Source organism: Microbacterium sp., assembly GCF_029263575.1.
Lineage (GTDB): Bacteria > Actinomycetota > Actinomycetes > Actinomycetales > Microbacteriaceae > Microbacterium.
In genome coordinates this window covers 1-3659 of the sequence record NZ_JAJUFV010000222.1, presented here as the reverse complement: position 1 = coordinate 3659, position 3659 = coordinate 1, and the positions used below count along the sequence as shown (strand labels likewise).

Sequence of the window (3659 nt, the reverse complement as noted above, 5' to 3'; positions counted from 1 at the left end):
GGGGCCACAGTGAGCTGCAGCGTCTGCTGTGTGCTGACCTCGTCGCCCGCTGCCAACAGGGCGAACGCCATCGGCGTCTGCTCCGTCGGCTGGGCGATGCTGATCGTTGCGGTGAGGTTGACCTCGAAAGTTCCGGCCGTGTCTGAGGCGGGGGTCCCCGAGATCATGCCGGTGCCGTCGCCGTTGTCGACGAACGTGAGCCCCGCCGGCAGCGTCCCGGCGAGACTGAGCGCAGGAGTCGGGAATCCCGTCGCCGAGATCTGCTGCTGCCCGCTCTCGCCGACGGTGAACGCCGCTGTCGGCGTAGACGTGAACTCCGGTGCGTTCCATACCGTGACGACGAGCGTCTGCTCAGCGGCATCCGTTGCATTGTCAGCCACGATCTTGACTCTCTCGCGAACCGGTACATCAGCGGTGCCAGTGATCGTTGCGGTGCCATCGCCGTTGTCGGCGAATACGAGCCCGTCCGGAAGCGTCCCGACCAGCGCGATCGTCGGCGCCGGGTAGGCCTCTACCGTGATCGTGAACTCATCGGCGACCCCGCTTTCGAAGCCGACGGCCGCGTCAGAGGTGATCTGTGGTGCGGCTGTGGCGGTCAGTGCGAACGTCGTCGAGACGGCACCCGATCGATTCGTCGCGGTGATCGTCGCGGTCGAGTCGCCAGGAGACCCTGCGGTGCCAGAGATGGTGCCGGTGCCGTCGCCGTTATCGGTGAACGTCACGCCGTTCGGCAGGCCTGTCGCCGCCAGAGCTGGAGTCGGCTGGCCTGATGCCCGCACCTGTTTGGTGAACGACATGCCCACGGGCGTCTCGACGGGGACGATCGGTGAGATCGCCGGAACCTCATCGACGGTGACGCTGATGTCGAATACGCTGCCGCCGTAGCTGTTCGTCGCCGTGATCGTCGCCGAGTAGCTGCCCGGTGTCTCGGGCTCGCCCTCGAGAGTCACCGTGTCGTCGGTGATCTGAGCGGAGACGCCGGCGGGAAGACCCGCCACGTCGATGTCTGGTGCGGGCGAGCCGGACACCGCATAGACCGCATCGTCAGCAACCGGTGCGCCGGCCACGAACACGATGGATTCGGGACCGCTGACCTCTGGCACCGCGTATGGCGTGAACGAGACCTGTGTCGATACCGAAGACGCAGCGTTCGTTGCCTGGAGCGTGATCGTCGCGGCCTCATCGGAGCTGGTGGGTGAGGCGACCAGTGCCCATCCCGACGCGATGCTGCCGTTCAGGGTGATCCAACCGGGCAGGTCGCTCGCGCTCACCACAGGAGCCGGAACACCGCTTGTGACCAGCGGAACGCTGACGGTCGTTCCGATCTCGACCGACTGGTCGAGTAACGGCGCGATCATCGGCTCGGAGTACACGCTGAAGGTCAGTTCTGCGGATGTCGTCGCCGAGCCGTTGTCGGCTGTGACGGTCACCGCCGAGCTCGGCGCGGGTTCGGTCGCCTCGCCGCTGATGGTGGCCGTTCCATCGCCGTTGTCGTCGAAGGTGAGGCCCGTCGGCAGCGCATCAGCCAACGTCAGCTCGGCAACTGGCCAGCCCTGTGATGTGACCGTCGCGCTGAACGGCTCGCCCACTGTCGCGATGAAATCCATTGATCCGGTGAACAGGGGCGGCGCGTTTACGGTCAACGCGAGGTCCTGCGTGACCGGATCGCCCGCCACCGGGGTCAAGACGAGAGGAAGCACCGTGACGCCCGAGCCCGCGCGGTCAGGCATTCCCGAGATCGTCAGACTGTTTCCGCCTGGCGTCGCCGTCAGGCCAGCGGGGAGCTGGTCGTAGCCGCTGATCGTGGTGCCATCGGGCGCCTCCCAGGTGACGGTGAAATCCGATTCCTGTGTCGAGTCGAAGGTGGCGGCTGCCGCGCTGGTGAACGCGAGCTCGTCGACCGTGACATTCACTGTCGCCTGATCGACACCCAGGGGATTGGTCACCTGTACGGTGAACGCGTACGTTCCCACGGCGGCGTCCGACGCGGACAGGGTTCCGTCGGCAGCGAGGGTGAAACCTGCGGGCAGCGCTGTCGTCGCACCGAATGTGGGTGTCGGTGTACCGGATGCCGCCAGCGTCGATTCGTCGTCTTGCCCGTGATGAACGGTGAAACTCTGTGCCTCGATCGCGGGGGTGGTTCCCTGCTCGATCGAGACAGCTGAACTTTCGGCCGTGGTGCTCGACTGGCCCCAGGTGTCGGTGCCTGACCCTGCGGGAACCACAACGCGCAACGAGCCGGATCCGGACGTGACCCCGACCGTGATCTCGAAACTGCCGCCGCTGCCCGAGATGTCGGTGATCGAGGCGGCGAGCGAGCCGGTCGTTTCGAGCGATGATCCAGACAGATCCACCGTCGCCATCTCGGCGTTCGCGCCGTTGGAACGGAAGTCAACCGAGTACACCAGTTCGGTCGAGCCCTCGGCCCACACGGTGCCGGATGTCGTGGGGGTGTCCAGCGTGATAGCCGGTGCTGGGGCAGGCGGTTGGCTTCCTCCCGTGGGCGTTGTGCGAAGTTCATCGATCACGACCACGGTCGAACGGCCGGAATCGTAGTTCGACGGGTAGAAGAAGGTGAGCGTGATGCCTGTCACGCGCGTGAAGTCGATGTTTCCGCTGAAGCAGACCGTCGAACCAGCCGTGCAATCGAAATTCAGCACGAGATCGAAGTCCGCCACATTCGCGAAGCCGGTCGAGTACTGTCCGACGGCGCCGTGGGCGTCTGACACCTCGATCTGTGCGGACACGGCGGTTTGACCGTCCGGAAGGTCGGGTCCGCGTGTGACGCTGTCGAGTCCGACCATGAACTGCGTATTGGAGCCCGCGGAGGTGAGATCGACCTCGGCGAAGGTGTACGCCAACGATGCCGACGTGACCGAGTTGCCGTTGCCGAAGAGCTCGAAGCGGTGGGCGCCGTCGAGCGCCGTTGAGGTCGGCATCGTGCTGGTGCCTCCGCCGTCGGACAGGGTTACTGCGGGAGCGGCGATCTGCGTGCCGCTGAAGTCGTCGACGACGATCGGTGCGGCAGCGGATGCCGAGACAGGAACAAGCACGGCGCTTGTCACGAGTGTCGCCGCGGTGATGATGCGCGTGGCACGCGTGCGAAACCTTGCGGCGGTGGACGATCGTGATGGGTGCATGAGGCAACTCATTCCGGAACGCTGTTGTTCCTCTACGAAGCGGGGTCGGGCGAGGGCGATGTCGGAACCCTTCGCAGCTCAGTATGGCCTACCGCGTCGTCACGTGTGAGGCGACCGGGCAATAGGCTGTATCCGTGCTTCTCAGTGACCGCGATATCAAAGCAGAACTCGCTTCCGGCCGCATCGGCTTGAACCCGCATGAGCCGGAGATGATCCAGCCGTCGAGCATCGACGTGCGCCTGGACCGATACTTCCGCCTGTTCGACAACCACAAGTACCCTTTCATTGACCCGTCCGAAGACCAGCCCGAGCTCACCCGCCTCATCGAGGTGAAGCCGGATGAGCCGTTCATCCTGCATCCCGGCGAGTTCGCGCTCGGCGCGACGTTCGAGCAGGTCAGTCTCGCCGACGACATCGCCGCGCGTCTGGAAGGCAAGTCGTCGCTGGGGCGCCTCGGCCTCATCACGCACTCCACGGCGGGCTTCATCGACCCCGGGTTCACCGGCCACGTCACGCTTG

Annotated in this window: 2 protein-coding genes; one reads left to right on the top strand and one right to left on the bottom strand. The window is 65.4% G+C overall.

Annotated elements, in window-relative coordinates; genetic code table 11:
- The coding region (locus Q1J95_RS15200) for a putative Ig domain-containing protein (protein WP_300269162.1) at nt 1-3140 on the bottom strand (3140 nt) is incomplete at its 3' end.
- A gap of 134 nt (nt 3141-3274) precedes the next feature.
- Between Q1J95_RS15200 and dcd the strand changes: the two genes are divergently transcribed.
- On the top strand, nt 3275-3659 hold a 385-nt coding region (gene dcd / locus Q1J95_RS15195), incomplete at its 3' end, for a dCTP deaminase (protein ID WP_300269161.1).